General features: G+C 61.1%; 16 protein-coding genes. 6 read left to right on the plus strand and 10 right to left on the minus strand.

The genetic code is table 11. The features are described from left to right. The first annotated feature begins 104 nt into the window (after positions 1-104). Positions 105-830: a 4'-phosphopantetheinyl transferase family protein gene (locus QMK47_RS22005; RefSeq protein ID WP_253477279.1), complete on the plus strand. Its 726-nt coding sequence runs from the start codon at positions 105-107 to the stop codon at positions 828-830. A 115-nt stretch (positions 831-945) separates the two neighbouring features. On the opposite strand, the gene QMK47_RS22010 is transcribed toward QMK47_RS22005, so the two are convergent. Beyond that, positions 946-2,556 (minus strand): ATP-binding protein, encoded by a 1,611-nt coding sequence (locus QMK47_RS22010; RefSeq protein WP_320389327.1) that lies wholly within the window; start codon positions 2,554-2,556, stop codon positions 946-948. Beyond that, the gene (locus QMK47_RS22015) at positions 2,553-3,275 is read right to left on the minus strand and encodes a response regulator (RefSeq protein WP_253477285.1); all 723 of its coding nucleotides are present in this window, start codon (positions 3,273-3,275) and stop codon (positions 2,553-2,555) included. The genes QMK47_RS22010 and QMK47_RS22015 overlap by 4 nt, the downstream gene beginning before the upstream one ends. 863 nt (positions 3,276-4,138) lie before the next feature. Between QMK47_RS22015 and QMK47_RS22020 the strand changes: the two genes are divergently transcribed. Further along, a complete protein-coding gene (locus tag QMK47_RS22020) occupies positions 4,139-7,030 on the plus strand; it encodes a ribonucleoside-diphosphate reductase subunit alpha (protein WP_018610285.1) in 2,892 nt (963 codons plus the stop codon). A 286-nt stretch (positions 7,031-7,316) separates the two neighbouring features. Here QMK47_RS22020 and flgE read toward each other — a convergent pair whose 3' ends face one another. From flgE to QMK47_RS22050, 6 genes are all read right to left on the minus strand, one after another. Beyond that, positions 7,317-8,615, minus strand: coding sequence for a flagellar hook protein FlgE (gene flgE / locus QMK47_RS22025; protein WP_253477302.1), 1,299 nt, complete (start codon positions 8,613-8,615; stop codon positions 7,317-7,319). Between the two features lie 28 nt (positions 8,616-8,643). Then, complete coding sequence (gene flgD / locus QMK47_RS22030) at positions 8,644-9,366, minus strand: flagellar hook assembly protein FlgD (RefSeq protein WP_214509553.1); 723 nt, start codon at positions 9,364-9,366, stop codon at positions 8,644-8,646. Positions 9,367-9,381: 15 nt separating this feature from the next. Further along, the gene (flgC, locus tag QMK47_RS22035) at positions 9,382-9,825 is read right to left on the minus strand and encodes a flagellar basal body rod protein FlgC (RefSeq protein WP_003204730.1); all 444 of its coding nucleotides are present in this window, start codon (positions 9,823-9,825) and stop codon (positions 9,382-9,384) included. 3 nt (positions 9,826-9,828) lie between these two features. Beyond that, on the minus strand, positions 9,829-10,236 hold the full coding sequence (flgB, locus tag QMK47_RS22040) for a flagellar basal body rod protein FlgB (protein WP_214509552.1): 408 nt from the start codon (positions 10,234-10,236) through the stop codon (positions 9,829-9,831). A 359-nt stretch (positions 10,237-10,595) separates the two neighbouring features. Continuing rightward, positions 10,596-11,423, minus strand: a complete 828-nt coding sequence (cheR, locus tag QMK47_RS22045; RefSeq protein WP_214509551.1) for a protein-glutamate O-methyltransferase CheR — start codon at positions 11,421-11,423, stop codon at positions 10,596-10,598. Positions 11,424-11,477: 54 nt separating this feature from the next. Next, positions 11,478-12,404, minus strand: coding sequence for a chemotaxis protein CheV (locus tag QMK47_RS22050; protein ID WP_214509550.1), 927 nt, complete (start codon positions 12,402-12,404; stop codon positions 11,478-11,480). Positions 12,405-12,483: 79 nt separating this feature from the next. On the opposite strand from QMK47_RS22050, the gene flgA reads away from it, so the two are divergent. From flgA to QMK47_RS22070, 4 genes are all read left to right on the plus strand, one after another. Further along, positions 12,484-13,248 carry a flagellar basal body P-ring formation chaperone FlgA gene (gene flgA / locus QMK47_RS22055; RefSeq protein ID WP_253477308.1) on the plus strand — a complete coding sequence of 255 codons (765 nt, stop codon included), beginning with the start codon at positions 12,484-12,486 and terminating at the stop codon, positions 13,246-13,248. A gap of 172 nt (positions 13,249-13,420) precedes the next feature. Then, positions 13,421-13,738 carry a flagellar biosynthesis anti-sigma factor FlgM gene (flgM, locus tag QMK47_RS22060; RefSeq protein WP_253477311.1) on the plus strand — a complete coding sequence of 106 codons (318 nt, stop codon included), beginning with the start codon at positions 13,421-13,423 and terminating at the stop codon, positions 13,736-13,738. A gap of 47 nt (positions 13,739-13,785) precedes the next feature. Next, positions 13,786-14,253, plus strand: coding sequence for a flagella synthesis protein FlgN (locus QMK47_RS22065; RefSeq protein WP_214509548.1), 468 nt, complete (start codon positions 13,786-13,788; stop codon positions 14,251-14,253). 92 nt (positions 14,254-14,345) lie between these two features. Next, on the plus strand, positions 14,346-15,092 hold the full coding sequence (locus tag QMK47_RS22070; RefSeq protein WP_253477314.1) for a flagellar brake protein: 747 nt from the start codon (positions 14,346-14,348) through the stop codon (positions 15,090-15,092). Between the two features lie 61 nt (positions 15,093-15,153). Here the strand turns inward: QMK47_RS22070 and QMK47_RS22075 are convergent, their stop codons facing one another. Together QMK47_RS22075 and QMK47_RS22080 are read right to left on the minus strand one after the other, a co-directional pair. Next, the gene (locus tag QMK47_RS22075; protein ID WP_253477317.1) at positions 15,154-16,521 is read right to left on the minus strand and encodes an MFS transporter; all 1,368 of its coding nucleotides are present in this window, start codon (positions 16,519-16,521) and stop codon (positions 15,154-15,156) included. Positions 16,522-16,591: 70 nt separating this feature from the next. After that, entirely contained in the window at positions 16,592-17,833 is a 1,242-nt protein-coding gene (locus tag QMK47_RS22080) for a glutamine synthetase family protein (protein ID WP_253478635.1), read from the minus strand. Positions 17,834-17,895: the final 62 nt, after the last annotated feature.

Below are 17,895 nucleotides of genomic sequence, written 5' to 3' on the forward strand. Positions count from 1 at the left end.
AGCCTTGCTCCCACAGCAAGCTCCCTCGCCACAAGAGCCGGCCCCTGCTCCATACACATGCCCCCCACTACCCAGCCTCAGGCCAACCCGGCAAAATGCCCGGCATGAACACACTCCCTACCCTACCCGCCTGCTGCTCGCCCCTGGACGAGCACTGGCTATTGCCCGATGCCCTGCCCGATACGGTGCTGCTGAGCACGCGCTTCGACCCGTTGTTGCTGGTGGGCGCCGACTTCTCAAGCAGTGCCATCGAGCCCCCGGCGAGCATCCAGCGCTCGGTCGCCAAGCGCCAGGCAGAATTCCTGGCCGGGCGGATCTGCGCCCGGGCGGCGTTGCAGCGGCTCGACGGCCTGACCTGCGTGCCGGCCATCGGCGAAGACCGCGCCCCGGTGTGGCCGGCCCATGTCAGCGGTTCGATCACCCACAGCACGGGTCGGGCAGCGGCCATCGTCGCGAAAAAAGATCACTGGCAAGGGCTGGGCATGGACGTGGAAAACCTCCTCGACCCCGAACGCGCCGAACGCCTGGCCGGTGAAATCCTCACCCCGCCAGAGCTGCAACGCATGACCAAGCTCGCCCGCGATGACCGGGCCTTGCTGGTGACCCTGACCTTTTCCGTGAAGGAAAGCCTGTTCAAGGCTCTGTACCCCATCGTCAGGCAGCGCTTTTATTTCGAGCATGCCGAGGTGCTGGATTGGACACGCGACGGACAAGTGCGCCTGCGCCTGCTGACGGACCTGTCGACCGAGTGGCGCCATGGCAGTGAGTTGCAGGCGCAGTTTGGAGTGAAGGATGGGCAGCTATTGAGCCTGGTGGGGATCAGGGCCTGAGATCTTGGGTGTTTTCGAGGGCCTCATCGCGAGCAAGCTCGCTCCCACAGGTTGAACGCATGCCCATGTGGGAGCGAGCTTGCTCGCGATGAGGCCAGTACAGGCCCCCCACCTATCAAGACCTGTCCTGATGCCTCGGCCAACTCAAGCTGAAGCACGCCCCGCCCAGGCTCTTGCTCTTGCCGATCAGCGCCCGGCCGTCATGCCAGTGGATGATCCGCCGCACGATCGACAGCCCCAGCCCATGGCCGCCCGACGCCCGGGCGCGGCTGTCGTCCAGGCGCAGGAAGGGCTTGAAGATCCGCTCCCATGCCGCTTCCGGCACACCGGGCCCGTCGTCTTCCACATCCACCCGGCAGCGCAGCTGGCCCACCTGGTAGCTGACGGTGACCCGGGAGCTGGCGTGGCGCATGGCATTGCCCACCAGGTTCTGCAGGGCACGATGCAGAAAGCGTGGCTCGGCCTCGACCCAGGCGCCGTCGCAATCGGCGGCCGACAGGCATAGACCGCGCTCGACCGTGATCCCGGTCCGCAATGGTCCCAGCTCATCGATCACTTGATTGACCAGCGCATCCAGATCCACCCGCTGGAAATTCAGGGCCGGTGAACCCTGCTCCAGCCGCGCATAGGTGAGCATTTCGTCCACCAGCCGATCCAGGTCTTCGATGTCGTGATCCATGCCCGCCAGGTATTTGTCCCGGGCCTGGGGCGTGGTGGCGCTGCCGAGCATTTCCAGGCCGAAGCGCAGGCGCGCCACCGGGGTACGCAATTCGTGGGACACCGCCCGCACCAGCTCACGCTGGATCGCCAACAGTTGCTGCAGGTGCTCGGCCATGCCATTGAACGCCGCGGCCAGTCGCCCGACCGAGTCGGCGCCTCGGGCCGGCACCCGGGTTTCCAGGCTGCCCTGGGCGATCTGCGTGGCGGCCGACTCCAGGCCACGCAAGCGCCGCTCCAATTGGCGCACCAACAGGTAGACGATCAAGCCGATCAGGCTCAAGCCCAGCGCCGCGATCAGCACCAGCCATTGCGGCGGATAAGGGTTCATCTGGTACAGCGGCCCGATCTCCAGCACCCACGGCGTGCCGACCATGCCGGCGAAGACCCGGATGGAATCGCCGCCCTTGCCCAACGCCATCACCGTATCGCCCTCGGACACACGACGGCGCTGGTCTTCGTCCATGTCCGCCTGCTCGGCGGTCATGAGTCGCAGGTCGAAACCAAAGCCTTTTTCCTGCGCCAGTTGCGCCAGCCGTCTGGGTTGTTCGGCCACCGGATAACGCACCAGCTCATCAGCCAACAGGTAAATGGTTGCGCGGGCCAGTTGTTCGCTGATTTGCTGGACTTCCCCCACCAACATCAGTTGCTCGCCATCGCTGACCAGCCGATAGACTTTCGCCGCATGCGGCCCGGTCTGTTCGACCAACGCCTGGCCACGCAGTACGCGGGTGCGCTGGCCGAGGTCGAGGTCGGTCTGGGCAAAGGTCTGCAACGCCAGGGGAATGCCCAGCAGGCGCTCCCACACCAGCAACGCCCGCCGCCGCTCGGTGTCGTTCATCGGCCGCAGGTTGTCGGCCATCAACGAAAACGTGCCGTGGGCCAGGCGCTCGCGGTATTGCTCACTGCGGGTCTGGTTGAGCAGGTGCAAGGCCAGTACACCGAGGACCGCCACCAGCACCAGTGCCGCACACATGCCGCCATAAATACGCAGGAAGATCGAATTCACGGTGCCAGGTCTACGCAGGCTTCAGGAACGAACAGGTAACCTTTGCTGCGAATGGTCTTGATCAACCGTGGATGGTCCGGGTCGTCGCCGATCTTGGGGCGGATGCGTGAAATGCGCACGTCGATGGAACGGTCCTGGCCGTCATAACCAATGCCGCGCAGGGCGGTAAAGATTTCTTCCCGGGACAGGATGCGCCCGGCATTGGACACCAGCAGCCACAGCAGGTCGAATTCGGCGCTGGTCAGCTCGATACCGTCGCCCTGCAACCAGGCTTCGCGCAGGGCGTCGTCGACCACCAGCGGGCCGAATTGCAGGCGTCGCGGCTTCTGCGCGGCGCTCGGCTCCGGTTCGCTGCGCCGCAGCAAGGCCTGGATACGCGCCAGGAGCAATCGCGGGCGAACCGGCTTGCAGACGTAGTCATCGGCGCCCAGGTCCAGGCCCTGGATCTGATCGGTGTCGTCGGTGCGGGCGGTGAGCATCAGGATCGGCCCGTCATAATGCCCGCGCACCTTGCGACAGATGCTCAGGCCGTCTTCGCCGGGCAGCATCAGGTCCAGGACCACCAGGTCCGGCTGCTCGGCAATGATCCGCGCCGCCGCCACCGCGCCGTCGCCTTCGATGGCGACACGCAACCCGTTGCTTTCGAGGTACTCCCGGGTCAGCTCGGCCAGACGCTGGTCATCCTCGACGATCAATACCTGCCAGGCTTCTTGTTCCACTGGGGGACCTTTTGGCTGATTAGCTAAATAAGGAAGGCGTGTTGCCAATATCACTGACAAGGCGCGAACCCTGTGGGAGCGAGCTTGCTCGCGATGGCGGTGTGTCAGGCACCCTTGGTACGGCTGACCCTACGCTATCGCGAGCAAGCTCGCTCCCACAGGTTATGGTCCTGCGTCACTCCCGTCTTTTTGTCATGTTAAAGGAGGATAAACACCCCCATGCACGGGCCGATTGTATAAACGTCACCTGCGTAGAAAACAAGCGGACAAATGCGTTTCGATCGGCTGGGTTTTATGTGGTAATGTCCGCGCCCGCAAAAATCACCGGGCTGTTTTCAGATCGTCGAAACCGATGAAAAAAGGTCCACTCCAGCTAGGTCGCGGCCTACAGAGCCGTTCCACGTTTCGCACACAAATTACGCACAGGCTTATCCACAGGTAGTACGTTGCATACCCCCCAAAAACGCATTATCTTGTAGCCCGCCGCGCAAAAAACCCTACATGTAGGGTTTCAGGCCAAAAACCAAACACAAGTCGGACAGAGAATTCAAGCGCTTTTCTTGCTTCTGTCCAACTGAAACAGTGCATTTCCCCAAGCCCAGACCGCCCCTGCGGATGGCAACTGTTTCCAGGTCGAAAACGACCGAAACGGTACGGGTGTTGCAGTCAATTGCTGCCACCCCGGCAACCCGGTTTCGAGCCCCGCTCGCAACCTGAGAACTTCGGATGGAAGCGGTATTAAACGCCTGCTTCCTACTGTCCCGAAGTTGTTATGCCCGGCGCCAGTCGGTTGTAGTGCTTCAGGACGGAACGGTGGGCACCGTGATGGTGCCCAAACAAACATAGAGAACGTGGAGACACCCATGCACACCGACACAACTCGCGAGAACCCGCAGGGCACCGCGCCGCTGGCCGCCGATTCGAACCCGGATCTGTCCGCCACCGCGCCGGGCCAACTGCGCGTGATCAAGCGTAACGGCACTGTCGTTCCTTACACCGATGACAAGATTACCGTCGCCATCACCAAAGCGTTTCTCGCAGTTGAAGGCGGCACCGCTGCCGCTTCGTCGCGAATCCACGACACCGTGGCCCGCCTGACCGAACAAGTCACCGCGACCTTCAAGCGTCGCATGCCCTCGGGCGGCACCATCCACATCGAAGAAATCCAGGACCAGGTCGAACTGGCCCTGATGCGTGCCGGCGAGCAGAAAGTGGCCCGCGACTACGTGATCTACCGTGACTCCCGCGCCAAGGAACGTGCTATCCGCACCCCGGCCGACGCTCCGGTCCAGGCCCACCCATCGATCCGCATCGCCCGCGCCGACGGCAGCCTGGCGCCGCTGGACATGGGCCGCCTGAACACCATCGTCACCGAGGCCTGCGAAGGCCTGGAAGAAGTCGATGGCGACCTGATCCAGCGCGAAACCCTGAAGAACCTCTATGACGGCGTTGCACTCAAGGACGTCAACACGGCCCTGGTGATGACTGCGCGGACCCTGGTGGAGCGCGAGCCGAACTACTCCTTCGTGACCGCCCGCCTGCTGATGGACACCCTGCGTGCCGAAGGCCTGAGCTTCCTGGAAGTCGCCGAGAGCGCGACCCACCACGAAATGGTCGACCTGTACGCCAAGGCGTTGCCAGCTTATGTTGCCAAGGGTATCGAGTTCGAATTGCTGAACCCGGTCCTGGCCGAATTCGACCTGGAAAAACTCGGCAAGGCGATCAACCACGAGCGCGACCAGCAGTTCACCTACCTGGGCCTGCAAACCCTGTACGACCGTTACTTCATCCACAAGGATGGCGTGCGTTTCGAACTGCCGCAGATCTTCTTCATGCGCGTGGCCATGGGCCTGGCGATCGAAGAGAAGCAACGCGAAGACCGTGCGATCGAGTTCTACAACCTGTTGTCGTCCTTCGACTACATGGCCTCGACCCCGACCCTGTTCAACGCCGGCACCCTGCGTCCACAGCTGTCGAGCTGCTACCTGACCACCGTTCCGGATGACCTGTCGGGCATCTACGGCGCCATCCACGACAACGCCATGCTGTCGAAATTCGCCGGTGGCCTGGGCAACGACTGGACCCCGGTTCGCGCATTGGGCTCGTACATCAAGGGCACCAACGGCAAATCCCAGGGCGTCGTGCCGTTCCTCAAAGTGGTCAACGACACCGCGGTCGCGGTCAACCAGGGCGGCAAGCGCAAGGGCGCGGTCTGTGCCTACCTGGAAACCTGGCACATGGACATCGAAGAGTTCATCGAGCTGCGCAAGAACACCGGTGATGACCGTCGTCGTACCCACGACATGAACACCGCCAACTGGATCCCTGACCTGTTCATGAAGCGTGTCTTCGATGACGGCAAGTGGACCCTGTTCTCGCCATCCGAAGTGCCGGACCTGCACGACCTGACCGGCAAGGCTTTCGAAGAGCGCTACGAGTACTACGAAGCCCTGACCGAGTACAACAAGATCAAGCTGTTCAAAGTCGTCCAGGCCAAAGACCTGTGGCGCAAGATGCTGTCGATGCTGTTCGAAACCGGCCACCCATGGCTGACCTTCAAGGACCCGTGCAACCTGCGCAGCCCGCAGCAGCACGTGGGCGTGGTCCACAGCTCGAACCTGTGCACCGAGATCACCCTGAACACCAACAAGGATGAGATCGCGGTCTGCAACCTGGGCTCGATCAACCTGCCGAACCACATCGTCGACGGCAAGCTGGACACCGCCAAGCTGCAACGCACCGTGAACACCGCCGTGCGCATGCTCGACAACGTGATCGACATCAACTACTACTCGGTGCCACAGGCGAAGAACTCCAACTTCAAGCACCGTCCGGTCGGACTGGGCATCATGGGCTTCCAGGACGCGCTGTACCTGCAGCACATCCCGTACGGTTCCGATGCCGCGGTCGAGTTCGCCGACAAGTCCATGGAAGCGGTCAGCTACTACGCGATCCAGGCTTCCTGCGACCTGGCCGACGAGCGTGGCGCCTACGAGACGTTCCAGGGTTCGCTGTGGTCCCAGGGCATCCTGCCGCTGGACTCGCAACAGATCCTGATCGCCCAGCGCGGCCAGAAGTACATCGACGTTGACCTGAACGAATCCCTGGACTGGGCACCGGTTCGCGCCCGTGTGCAGAAAGGCATCCGTAACTCCAACATCATGGCCATCGCACCGACCGCCACCATCGCCAACATCACTGGCGTGTCGCAGTCGATCGAACCGACCTACCAGAACCTGTATGTGAAATCGAACCTGTCGGGCGAGTTCACCGTGATCAACCCGTACCTGGTTCGCGACCTCAAGGCCCGTGGCCTGTGGGACTCGGTCATGATCAACGACCTGAAGTACTACGACGGTTCGGTGCAGCAGATCGAGCGTATCCCGCAAGAGCTCAAAGAGCTCTACGCCACTGCGTTCGAAGTGGACACCAAGTGGATCGTCGACGCCGCCAGCCGTCGCCAGAAGTGGATCGACCAGGCTCAATCGCTGAACCTGTACATCGCCGGCGCGTCGGGCAAGAAGCTGGACGTGACCTACCGCATGGCTTGGTACCGTGGCCTGAAAACCACTTACTACCTTCGTGCCCTGGCCGCCACCAGCACCGAGAAGTCGACCATCAACACCGGCAAGCTGAACGCTGTTTCCAGCGGCGGCAACCACGGTGACGATTCGGTCCTGGCTGCTCCAGCAGGCCCTGCGCCAGTGCCAAAGGCCTGCGCGATCGACGAGCCGGATTGCGAAGCTTGCCAATAAGCTGAGCGAGTGGGCGCGTAAAGGCGCCTACTCAAAGAAGCCCCCGATAGACCGCTGGTTTATCGGGGGTTTTCTTTTGCCTGGAGAAAAGTTGGCGCCTGTCCCGACCCCATCGCGAGCAAGCTCGCTCCCACATTGGAATGCGTACACATAACCCTGTGGGAGCGAGCTTGCTCCGGGCGGCGATCCGACGATGAGGCCGGCACAGGCACCACAAAAATAGCCGCCCACAAAAAAGCCCCTCTTTCGAGGGGCTCCTTGTGCAGCCTTCAAACAACCATCGATATCAGGCCATCTGAATGATGGTCTGCATGATGGTGCTCTGGGTGGAAATGGTCTTGGCGTTCGCCTGGTAGTTGCTCTGGGCCTTGATCAGCTCGACCAGTTCGTTGGTCAGGTTGACGTTGGACTCTTCCAGGGAGTTGGAGACGATCGAACCCAGGGTGCCGGTTTGTGGAGCATCGTAGCCTGGGATACCCGAGGCAAAAGTTTCCTTCCAGCTGGTGCCGCCTATTGGCTGCAGGCCTTGCTCGTTGGTGAAGCTGGCGAGGGCGAGCTGGCCGATCGGCTTGGTCTGGTTGTTGCTGAAGTTGGCCAGCAATACACCGCTGCCGTCGATGGTCAGGTTGGTGATCTGGCCAGTGGCGTAGCCGTTCTGGGTTGGGATCGACCGGGCGGTGTCAGCGTTGAATTGGGTGGTGTTGCCCATGGAAATCGTGATGGTCGGCGCACTGGCGGCGCCGTTGGCGGTCCATACGCCGTTGGTCACAGTGCCGGGAACCCAACCGGTCAGTACCAGATCGCTATTGACCGTCGCTGGCGGAGTGGTGACCGTGGTCAACTTGCCGCTCGAATCGAAGTTCATGGTCGAAGGAACCGGCGCAGTCGCACCCGTCGTGGTCGGCAAGCTGCCGTTCAGGTTACGACCATCGATCAAGGTATAGACATTCCAAGTGTTGCCGGCAGTCTTGACCATGTACTGGTCCATGGAGTGCTGGTTGCCCTGGGTGTCATAGACCGGGGTAGTGAACTGCTTGGTGAACGTGGCCGTGTCAGCCGGATTGAACGCCGCAGTGATCGGCGTCGCCGTCGAGTTCAGGTTGATCGTCGACGAAACCAGGCTGGTGGCAGTCGGCGGCAGGTTCGAGGTGTCGATGCGCAGGTCGGTCAGGATACCGTTCTGGATCTTGCCGTTGGCATCCACGCCATAGCCCTGCAGGCGCGACGTGCCGTCGCTGTTGGTGATGAAGCCTTCCTTGTCGGTCTTGAAGGTACCGGCACGGGTGTAGCTCAGGGAACCGTCGTTGCTCAGGACAAAGAAGCCCTGGCCCTGGATGCCCATGTCCAGCACGTTGCCGGTGTTGTTCACATCACCCTGGCCGAACTGCTGGGAAACGTTGGCCAGGCGTACGCCGTTGCCGACGGTCTTGCTACCCGAACCCAATTTGGTGGCCGAGTAGACGTCTTCGAATTCCGCGCGGGACGATTTGAAACCGGTGGTCGCCACGTTGGCGATGTTGTTGCCGGTCACGTCCAGCTGTTTGTTGGCTGCATAGAGACCGCTAAGGCCGATGTTGAAAGACATGTTGACTCCTTTTGCCGGTTAGTCGGCTCTACATACCAATAGTTTGTACTTTGGACAGGGCAATGCTGCCCAGCCCGGCCAGGTTGAGCATCAGCTCACCGCCCGTCTGGCTGATCGTCACGCTGCTGACCGTGGCCGGCAGGTTGGTGATCAGCGACGTGGCCTTGCCGTCGATGGTGGTCGAGGCCGCGAAGGTGTAAGTGCCCGATTCAACGACCGTGCCCGCATCGTTCTTGCCATCCCAGATGAACGCGGAGTTGCCGGCGTTCTGGCTGCCCAAGTCGATGGTGCGAACGGTCTTGCCGTCCTTGTCCACGATCTTGACCGCGACGGAGGACACCGATGCCGGTACCACCACCGTGCCGTTGAGGCTCTTGGAGGTATCGACCACGGCTTTGTCGCCCGGAGCGATGACCGAGCGACCGACCAGCGACGAGGCTTGCAGGGCCTGGGACGAGTTGTAGTTGCCGGCGATACCGCTCACGGTGTCGTTAAGGGTGGTGATGCCTTCCAGGCTGCTGAACTGCGCCAGTTGGGCAACGAACTCGCCGTTATCCTGTGGCTCCAGCGGGTTCTGGTTTTTCAGCTGGGTCACGAGCAACTGCAGGAACGCATCCTTGCCCAATTCCTTCTTGCCGGTCGCCGCACCGGTCGCCGCGCCGAGGGCATCGGTGGTGGTGTTGGTCTTGACCGAGGAATTGGCCAGGATCTCGTTCAGGCTCAAGCCGCTGGTAGTGTTGGTAACGCTCATGTGAATCGCCCCTTATCACTGACCGAGGGTCAGGACCTTCTGCATCATGGTTTTGGCGGTGTTCATCATTTCGGCGTTGGTCTGGAACGAACGACTGGCGGAAATCATGTCGGCCATTTCTTCGACAACGTTGACGTTCGGGTAGTAGACATAACCCTTGGCATCAGCGGCCGGATGGTTCGGCTCATAACGTGCTTCGAGGTTGCTCTGGTCTTCGACTACGCCAAGCACCTGTACGCCCTGCCCGGCCGCGTCCTGCTCCTGGAACAGCGAGTCGCTGCCGCCGGACTGGCCGCCCTGGAACATGGTGGCGAATACCGGGTGGCGGGCGCGGTAGGTCTGGTCGATGCTCGACGAAACGGTCTCGGCGTTGGCGATGTTACTGGCGACGGTGTTCAGGCGAGTGGTCTGGGCACTCATGGCACTGCCGGCAATGTTGAATACGCTAGCAATCGACATGGCTTACTCTCCGCGCAGGGCCGATACCAGCCCTTTGAACTTGCTGTTGAGCAGGGTGAAGCTGGCCTGGAAGTTCACGGAGTTTTCCGCGTAGTTGGACTGTTCCAGTTGAGCGTCCACGGTGTTCTGGTCGATCGAAGGCTGCATCGGCGTGCGATACATCAGCGATTCGTCGCCATTGCCCAGGCCTTCGGCTTCGATATGCCGGCTGTTGGTCATGTTCAGGGCGAAGCTGCCGTTCTTGGTCTTCTCGTTCTGCTCGGCGAGCACTTTGGAGAAGTCCAGGTCCCGAGCCTTGTAGTTCGGGGTGTCGGCGTTGGCGATGTTGTTGGCCAGGACTTCGGCACGCTGGGCGCGGAAGCTCAGGGCCTGTTCGTGGATACCGAGCGCTTTATCGAAGCTGATGCTCATGTCGGAAACCTTTGGGTGACCAGAATGTACGTACGATGGACTTAGCAAGCGCCGTGCCACTTTGGAAAAGCCCATAAACTGGGGCTTTGCGGGCATCGGCAAAGCGGCAATGCCAGAAAAGCGGCAACTGGCTTCCGCCGGCTGCCGCTTTTCTGCCGCTTTCGCCCAGGCAATGGGGATCAAATGTGGGAGCGAGCTTGCTCGCGATAGCGGTGTGTCAGTCAACATTGATGTCGCCTGCAATACCGCTATCGCGAGCAAGCTCGCTCCCACAGGGATAATGGTGATGGGGAGGAAATTAGCGGGCAAAAAAAACGGGAGCCCGTGGGGACTCCCGTTTTTTTGACAGTTCAAGCCAATCACTTCGCCTGGTAAATGATCCCCGGGCTGCACTGGACCATCTGGTAATGATCCGGCAAACCGTTCAACGCCTCGGAGGCGCCGAGGAACAGGTAGCCGCCCGGCTTGAGCGTGCTGTGGATGCGCAGCAGGATGTCTTTCTTCACTTCGGCAGAGAAGTAGATCAGTACGTTGCGGCAGAACACGATGTCGAACTTGCCCAGGCTGGCATAGCTGTCCAGCAGGTTGAACGAGCGGAACTCCACCCGGCTCTTGATCGGCGCCTTGACCACCCATTTACCCGGCCCTTTCGGATCGAAGAACCGTTGCAGGCGATCCGGCGACAGGCCACGGCCGATGGCCAGGCTGTCGTACTCACCGGTCTTGCAGTTATTAAGCATGGTCCCGGACAGGTCGGTGGCGACGATCTGCACGCCGCCTTTCAACTGGCCGAGGTTGGACCGCTCGAACTCATCGATGGACATCGACAGCGAATAGGGTTCCTGTCCCGACGAACAGGCCGCCGACCAGATCCGCAGACGCTGGCCTGGGCTCGCCTTGATGGCCGCCGGCAGCACTTTGTTCTTCAACACCTCAAACGGATAGGTGTCGCGAAACCACAGGGTTTCGTTGGTGGTCATCGCGTCCACCACCATCTCGCGCAAGCCACTGCGCGGCTGGGTCTGGATACGCTGCACCAGTTCGCCCAATGACTTGAGGCCCTGTTGCTCCATCAATTTATTGAGACGGCTCGACACCAGGTACTGCTTGTTTTCACCAAGCAAGATGCCACAGGCTTTTTCCAGGAAGACCCGGAACTGTTCGAAATCCAAATTACCCGTAGACAAGATACCGCCTCTTTCATCGTGTTGACTTGCCGGGCGCACAACGCGCCCAACCTTTTATTCTGCTGCTTTGATCCGCTCGACGACCCGGGAAGCCAGGTCATCGGGACGGAATTTCGCCAGGAAATCGTCGGCGCCGACCTTCTTGACCATCGCCTGGTTGAAAACCCCGGACAACGAAGTATGCAAGATGATGTGCAGCTTTTGCATGCGCGGGTCGCTGCGGATTTCCGACGTCAGGGTGTACCCGTCCATCTCCGGCATTTCGATGTCGGAGATCATCATCAGGAACTCTTCCTCAGGCTTCTTGCCCTCGTCGACCAGTTTGCGCAGGTAATCCAGCGCCTGTCGCCCGTCATTCAACGCCACCACCTCGACGCCAATCGTTTGCAGGCAACGGGTCACCTGCTTGCGGGCCACCGAAGAGTCATCGACGGTCAACACCCGCAGCGAAATCGCCTTGTGCTGGGTTTCGGCATCCACCACTCCCATGGAGATCGCTTCCGGCGTGGGCGCTACTTCGGCGAGGATCTTCTCCACGTCGATGATTTCCACCAACTGGTTATCGACCCGAGTCACTGCCGTGAGGTAGTGATCGCGGCCGGTGCCCTTGGGCGGTGGATGGATCTCTTCCCAGTTCATGTTGACGATGCGCTCCACCGAGCGGACCAGGAAACCCTGGGTCTTGGTGTTGTACTCGGTGATGATCACAAACGGATTGCTCTGGTCCAGCAGCCGACCGGAACCGGTCGCCATCGCCAGGTCGAGAATCGGGATGGTCGCACCCCGGATATTGGCCACACCGCACACGACGGGGCTGGACTTGGGCATCAAGGTCAGCTTGGGGCATTGCAGCACCTCGCGAACCTTGAACACGTTGATCCCATACATTTGTTGGCCGTCGAGACGGAACAACAACAGCTCCAGGCGATTCTGACCGACCAGCTGAGTGCGCTGGTTTACCGAATCCATTACTCCCGCCATGCCCTGACTCCTACCTAACGCTAATGTGTCCGACGCGCATTCATTCACTAAACGGCACGGGGCTTGCTATTGAACCGGCATGAACGCACAAACGACATTTTCTCGACGCCTGACCACTCACTGCCGCCACTGGCTCGGTGCACTGCTGGCTGTCTGCCTGTTCACTTCGGGCGGTCCTGCCCTTGCTGCTGTTCCGGTTACCTTGCCTGATCTCCTTATCGGCGTCACTCAGGGCTTTCTTGAATTCACCGTAGAAGACTATCTGGCTACCAGTCAAACCGAAGGGCGTTACGAAATCGAAGTCAACCAACTCGACCCTCGCCTGCGCATGCCGATGTGCGACAAGGAATTGACTGCTTCGCTGGAGAGTCCCGCTCGCCCGCTGGGCCGCGTCACGGTGAAGGTTCGTTGCGACAGCGCCGCGCCCTGGACGGTGTTCGTGCCCGCTCAAGTGCGCCTGTTTCGGGAAATTGTCACCACCACTCGTCCGCTCAAGCGGGCCGGGATCGTCGAGCCCCAGGACGTGATGTTGCGTGAACGGGACATCAGCCAGATCACCCAGGGCTTCCTGACCTCCGTCGATCAGGCCATCGGGCAGAAACTTGTCCGACCAATGGTCGCCGATCAGGTCGTGACGCTGGTGCATCTGGAGCAGGCCGAGGTGGTCCGCAAGGGCGACCAGGTGGTGATCACCGCCCGCAGCGGCTCCCTGGCCGTGCGGATGCCCGGCGAAGCCCTGTCCAACGGCGGCATGAGTGAACAGATACGGGTAAAAAACCTTAATTCCCAGCGCGTGATCAAGGCGCAGGTGACGGCCCCAGGCCAAGTGGAAGTGGCGATGTAGTGATCAGGTAGAGGAGGTAGAAAGCTGGCGCTTGATCCCGGTGTTCCCTAGACTGTGCCTTACGCAAAGGCAAGCGCAGACGTGCGCACGTTCATTTCATAAATGAGCCTAAAGTTTTTTTGGGGATGGCCGAAAACATGGCAAGCGTCCAAATACCCAGAGGTTTTTTACCATGGTCATCGATTTCAATCGTTTAAACAGCTCTTCACCGCTGACAGGCACTACGCGTACCAGCGCCACCAAAGAAACCGCCGAAGCCGGCAAATCCGCGCCGCTGCCTACACCCGCCGAACAAATCAGCAACGGGGAGTCGGTACACCTCAGCACTGAGGCTCAGCAGTTGCAGAAGGTCACTGACAAGCTGCGCGATCAACCTGTCGTCGACAACGCCCGCGTGGCCGAGTTGAAAGCAGCAATCGCCGATGGCAGCTACAAAGTCGACAGCAACCGCGTAGCCAGCAAACTGCTCAACTTCGAAGCCCAGCGCTAGGCCGCCGCCTGCGCCAGGCTTTTGGACGCTAAGACCCAAGGCCAGCCATGCACGACACTACTTTATTGCAACTGATCATCGACGACTTCGTTCCAGCGCAACAATTGCTGGAGTTATTGCAGGCCGAATCCTTGGCACTGCACGGTCGTGACATGCCTTTGCTGGAAACTATCCTGGCGCAGAAACAGGCACTGATCATCTTGCTCGACCAGCATGGCCGCAAGCGCAGCGAGATCCTCACCAGCCTCAACCTGCCCGCCAGTCCTGACGGCCTTGAGCAGCTGGCCAGCCAGTCGACCGTCGGCGACCAGTTGCGCTCCCAGAGCAAAGTGCTCAACGACCTGCTCGCCCAATGCCAGGCAACCAACGCTCGCAACGGCCAGTCGATCCTGATGCAGCAGGCCGCCACCGCCAACCAGTTGCGCATTCTCAACGGTGGCGAGATCCCGACGCTGTATGACGCTAGCGGTTCAACGGCCAGAATGGTCAAGCACCGCCCGCTCAGCCAGGCATGAAACGAACAATGCCTTCGCTCTATCAACGCGCGATACATGCTGGCAAAATGCCGGCCATTCGTAGTCGTATTTTGCCTGGAGATTGACTCACCGTGTTCAATGCCTCAAACGCGGATGATGCTCCGCAGCCCCCCAAGGTCCTCACCACACCCCTGGAAATCGCCGGCAACCTGCGGATGCTGCAAGATAGCCACGACCCGCTGATCATTACCTTCCATGAACGTACCCAGCGCTTCCAGAGCTACCTGGTCGACGTCGACCGCGAGACCAACTCCATCGCCCTGGATGAAATGATTCCCCGGGATGGCGAGCGTTTCCTGCTGGCCGGCGAGCCTTTTCGTGTCGAGGGTTTCCATGACGGCGTGCGTATCGCATGGGATGGCAAGGGCCCACTGACCATTGATGAATCCAGCGACGGTCGCTGCTATCGCGGCGCCCTGCCCGACGAAGTGGTCTACCACCAACGTCGCAACGCCTTCCGCGCCGCCCTGAAACTGGCACAGCTGGTAAGCGTTGAACTGGGCGGCGACAAGATGAAGTCCCCGGTGGATGGCAAGCTGCTGGACATTTCCGCCACCGGTTGCAAGTTACGCTTCGAGGGCGACATCACAGAGCGCCTGCAATTGGGCCAGGTGTATGAGCGTTTCATCGCAGCCCTGCCGTTTGGCAACATGACCGCCCCAGTCGAGCTGCGCTACCTGCATTTCGAAGAAAGGATCAACACCACGTTCGCCGGTGTACGCTTCCACAACATCAGTGGCCTGGTGCAACGGCAGGTCGAGCGGTTCGTCTACCAGCTCCAACGAGAAGCCCGGCGCTTCGATAAAGACGACCTCTGATTTTCGAGGCATAAAAAACGGGCAGTCCCTTGCGGCGACTGCCCGTTTTTTTATGCCTGCTTCAAGGTCTGGCCTGGGTAAAACTCGGTGTCTCAGGCGTCTCGGCTTCAGTTTCAGCCTCCGCCGCAGTCTCAGTGGCCGGCTCAGGCTCCACGTCCGGATTGGCCGGCGCCTGCATTTGCTCCTGCACCACCTGCTCATCCACCCGCGGATCAAGACACGCCACCAAAGGCGAACTCGACATGCTGTCCGGCATCGCCACGTGATGCAGCGGTGCGTCATCGACCTGATGCAAGTTGGTCACCGCTTTCGGCCGGATCCGCCACACCAGCACCAAGGCAAAGAAGGCGAAGAAGGCGTAGAGCATCTGGCTGCCGAACATCTTCATCAGCACGCCGGCCACCAGCGGCCCGATGCTGGCCCCCACGCCGTAGGTCACCAGCAGCATCGCGGTCAGGGACACCCTTCGATCAGCTTCGACGTGGTCGTTGGAGAACGCTACCGCCAGCGGATACAGGCAGAACTGCACCAGCGAACAGAAGAACCCCGCGACGAACAGCACCTCCAGCGGCACCGTCGGAAGAATCGCCAATGGCAGCGCACAGATCGTCAGGACCAGCGCAAAGCAGCGGATCAGCAGCGCCCGGTCATATCGATCGGACAGCCAGCCCAGGGGCCACTGCACCAGCAGTCCGGCGAAGATGCAGCTACCCATGAACAGACCGACCTGCTCGGTCGACAGGCCCTGCTGAGAGGCATACAGGGGCGCCAGGCCATAGAACGAGCCGACGATCAACCCGGAGCCCAGCACAGTACTCAATGACTGCGGCACACGCTTGATGAAGAAGCGCGGCTCCATGGGCGCCGGATGCAGCGCCGCCGGGTGAATCCGCCGGGTCAGTGTCACCGGCACCAGGCACAAGGCGAAGCACAGCGCCACCAGCATCAACAGCTCAAGCCCCAGGGCCGGGTGCATGACCAGGATCAACTGACCCAGCACCAACCCCAGGTACGAGGCGATCATATAGCCGCTGAACACCACCCCACGCTGCTTGGCATCGGCTTGCTCGTTGAGCCAGCTCTCGATGACCATGTACTGGCACATCATCCCGAGGCCGACAATCATCCGCAGCACGATCCAGGCCGGCAGCCAGTCCACTAGGCCATGGCCCAGCACTGCCGCCCCGACAATCCCGGCGCAGGCCGAATAGGCGCGGATGTGGCCGACACGAGCGATCAGCCGGTGGCCGATCTTGCCACCCAGCACCAGGCCGAAATAGTTGGCAGCCATCAGCGCACCGACCCAGAGGCTGTCCACATGGTCGGCGGCCAGGCGCAAGGCCAGGTAAGTACTCAAGAGGCCCGAGCCGATCAACATCATCAGCGAGGCGAAATAAAGCGCTCGAAAAGGTTTCCAGATTTGGCGCATCGGCGTTCCGAGCGGCTCCTTGAGGTGAGTAAGGGCTACCTGTTGAAGATAGCCCGAATGCGACGGTTCGTTAGGCCTGGGCCGCCAGGACACGCCGCTCCCAGGGCGTGATTTCATCGAAGAAGCTGGTCAGTTCCAGGGTCTTGGAGGCGATGTAGCCTTCGATGAACTCCGTACCGAACAGTTCCTTCGCCAGATGACTACGCTTCAGACGCTCCAAGGCGGCATGCAAGGTACATGGCAGCGACAGATTATCCGGCACTTCGAATTCACCCTGGATCGCCGCGCTCGGCTCCAGCCGATGTTCAATCCCATACAGCCCGGCGGCCAGGCTGGCGGCAATCGCCAGGTAGGGGTTGGCATCGGCCCCCGGCAAGCGGTTCTCGACCCGCCGGGCCACTGGCGAACTGGCGGGAATCCGCAACCCGGCCGAACGGTTGTCGTGGGACCAGCAGGCATTGTTCGGCGAGGCGAACGGGTGGCACAGGCGCTGGTAGGAATTCACGTTCGGCGCGAACAACGCGGTGAAATCCGCCAGGCACGCCTGTTGCCCACCGATGAAATGCCGGAAAGTCGCCGTCGGTTCGCCTGCCTCGTCGCTGAACACGTTGCGACCGCTGTCCGCCTCGACGACGCTCTGATGGATGTGCATCGAACTGCCCGGCGTGTGGGCCAGGGGCTTGGCCATGCAGACCACGGTCAGGCCGTGCTTGAGCGCCACTTCCTTGAGCAGGTGCTTGAACAGGAAAGTCTGGTCGGCCAGCAACAGCGGGTCGCCGTGCAGCAGATTGATCTCGAACTGGCTTACGCCCATTTCATGCATGAAGGTGTCGCGAGGCAGGCCCAGCGCCGCCATGCATGCATAGACCTCACTGAAGAACGGGCGCAGGCCATTGTTGGAGCTGACGCTGAACGCCGAATGGCCGTCTTCGCGACGTCCATCCAGGCCCATCGGCGGCTGGAACGGCTGGGTCGGGTCCGGATTGGGGGCGAACACGAAGAATTCCAGTTCGGTCGCCACCACCGGGGCCAGGCCAAGGGCGGCATAGCGCGCGACAACCGCCTTGAGCTGGCCGCGCGTCGAGAGCCGGGAGCTTTCACCGGTCAACTCGTCGGCATCGCAGACCGCCAGGGCACGGGGCTGCTGGCTCCAGGGCAGGCGATGAATCTGTTTCGGATCGGCCACCAGCGCCAGGTCGCCGTCGTCGCTGCCGTAGAAACGCGACGGCGGATAACCACCCATGATGCATTGCAGCAGCACGCCCCGCGCCAACTGCAACCGCCGGCCTTCGAGGAAACCCTCAGCGGTCATTACCTTGCCCCGCGGCACGCCATTCAAATCCGGTGTGACACATTCAATCTCATCAATGCCCG

It is taken from the genome of Pseudomonas sp. P9_35, from assembly GCF_034008205.1.
GTDB classification, from domain to species: Bacteria; Pseudomonadota; Gammaproteobacteria; order Pseudomonadales; family Pseudomonadaceae; genus Aquipseudomonas; species Aquipseudomonas kilonensis.

What these genes read in the sequence shown, in the direction of transcription:
- QMK47_RS22005 (WP_253477279.1), top strand. Translation starts at nt 105, where the DNA reads ATGAACACACTCCCTACCCTACCCGCCTGCTGCTCGCCCCTGGACGAG.
- QMK47_RS22020 (WP_018610285.1), top strand. Translation starts at nt 4,139, where the DNA reads ATGCACACCGACACAACTCGCGAGAACCCGCAGGGCACCGCGCCGCTG.
- flgE (WP_253477302.1), bottom strand. Translation starts at nt 8,615, where the DNA reads ATGTCTTTCAACATCGGCCTTAGCGGTCTCTATGCAGCCAACAAACAG.
- flgD (WP_214509553.1), bottom strand. Translation starts at nt 9,366, where the DNA reads ATGAGCGTTACCAACACTACCAGCGGCTTGAGCCTGAACGAGATCCTG.
- flgC (WP_003204730.1), bottom strand. Translation starts at nt 9,825, where the DNA reads ATGTCGATTGCTAGCGTATTCAACATTGCCGGCAGTGCCATGAGTGCC.
- flgB (WP_214509552.1), bottom strand. Translation starts at nt 10,236, where the DNA reads ATGAGCATCAGCTTCGATAAAGCGCTCGGTATCCACGAACAGGCCCTG.
- QMK47_RS22050 (WP_214509550.1), bottom strand. Translation starts at nt 12,404, where the DNA reads ATGGCGGGAGTAATGGATTCGGTAAACCAGCGCACTCAGCTGGTCGGT.
- flgA (WP_253477308.1), top strand. Translation starts at nt 12,484, where the DNA reads ATGAACGCACAAACGACATTTTCTCGACGCCTGACCACTCACTGCCGC.
- flgM (WP_253477311.1), top strand. Translation starts at nt 13,421, where the DNA reads ATGGTCATCGATTTCAATCGTTTAAACAGCTCTTCACCGCTGACAGGC.
- QMK47_RS22065 (WP_214509548.1), top strand. Translation starts at nt 13,786, where the DNA reads ATGCACGACACTACTTTATTGCAACTGATCATCGACGACTTCGTTCCA.
- QMK47_RS22075 (WP_253477317.1), bottom strand. Translation starts at nt 16,521, where the DNA reads ATGCGCCAAATCTGGAAACCTTTTCGAGCGCTTTATTTCGCCTCGCTG.
- QMK47_RS22080 (WP_253478635.1), bottom strand. Translation starts at nt 17,833, where the DNA reads ATGACCGCTGAGGGTTTCCTCGAAGGCCGGCGGTTGCAGTTGGCGCGG.